Origin of the sequence: Holospora curviuscula (assembly GCF_002930195.1) — a bacterium.
GTDB classification, from domain to species: Bacteria; Pseudomonadota; Alphaproteobacteria; order Holosporales; family Holosporaceae; genus Holospora; species Holospora curviuscula.
This window is the reverse complement of record NZ_PHHC01000005.1, coordinates 1-1,220: the sequence shown is the minus strand read 5'-3', so window position 1 is coordinate 1,220 and position 1,220 is coordinate 1. Positions and strand designations below refer to the sequence as shown.

The following is a 1,220-nucleotide window of genomic DNA, read 5'->3' as shown; positions in this document are numbered from 1 at the left end:
GCTAGCAATGGTTTTGATGGGATTCCCCCCATAGATCACCGTCTGGGCTGCGCTCCCCGCTGCCCCCTGAGCCAGGGCCCCTCCAGGAACCAAGGCCGCTGGAGCCCGAGCCGCCGTCCGCTTCACATAATCCTTATAAAGCGCCTGCCAGTCTTTACCATGGAGAGCCTCCCGGTTCACGGCTTTCTCCAGAGCACCGCCCTGCATCAGGGCCCCGGCAGCAGAATTCACCATCACCGCCGCCAGAGGACAGGTGGGGGTCAGCACCGCCGTCAGACTACTCAGAGTTACCCCCAGAGCGGCCTTAAAGGCAGGCTTAAAGGTAGTACGAGGTCTCTGGGATTCTTCAGTAATAGAGGGCACGACCGTGCGGTGGATCTCGGTAAATTCTGGCCGGGGCGCCACCTCTAGGCCTTGGTGAGCCTGGGTTTTTTGGAGAATCTTGGTGTCTCGGGTCACCGAAACCTTTTCAAATCCATCCTGCCCCAGGGCGGGGCTCAGAAGGAGCTCCTCGCGAGCCTCAATGCGCACCTGGCCCTTAAACTGGGTTCCCTGGAAGCCCCCCTGCTGCAGCGAAAGGTGGAGCCCCTCCAGAGGAGTCATGGCAGTGCTTGCCTGGCTGAGATCCGTGAAGGGCTCAACGCGCACCCCCTCAATAAGGGAGGGATGAAACACCGAACTGGAGCCCGTATCCTCCTTCTTGTCTACCCAAAAGAAAAAGCGCATCCAAAAGAGTTTAGCCATCATGGCCATGGAGTTTTAGGAATTCATTTTTTATGATTTCAATACGATCTAAAGCTATTTGCGCATCTTCAATAGATTCTTTTTTAGATGCTTTCTTATATTGTTCCAACTCCTCTTGAGTTTCTTGCAGCACAGAATCCAGTATTTGCTTAAAAGAATCTTTTTTTACTAAGGATAAATGCGTAATTAAAGGCTGACTCTCAAAAAAATTGTCAAAATTATCGTAGACCATACCATAAAAAAACCATTTAACAGTACCCATAGCCCTTGGTACCAACTCATGAATACACCCCAACAGCACGGGAATGTAGTCTTCCCCAAAATAATCTGCATCGGTAATGCCATTACACAATGGCTCACTAGAATAATCTTCCATAAATACCAGGTCTTGGTCCGTATCATCGGAAGGTACATACTTCAGCAATGGGGGGATTACGGAAGGGTCTCCGTGATTAAAAATTGCACTTAATACAAAA

2 protein-coding genes are annotated in these 1,220 nt (G+C 50.5%); both read right to left on the bottom strand.

Annotation, left to right across the window (positions count from 1 at the left end; translation table 11 throughout):
- Positions 1 to 747 (bottom strand): hypothetical protein (locus HCUR_RS00185; RefSeq protein WP_129591777.1); only part of this gene is annotated, 747 nt, incomplete at its 3' end.
- A partial coding sequence (locus tag HCUR_RS08020) for a hypothetical protein (RefSeq protein WP_165780570.1) occupies positions 737 to 1,220 on the bottom strand: 484 nt, incomplete at its 5' end. The genes HCUR_RS00185 and HCUR_RS08020, both read right to left, overlap by 11 nt.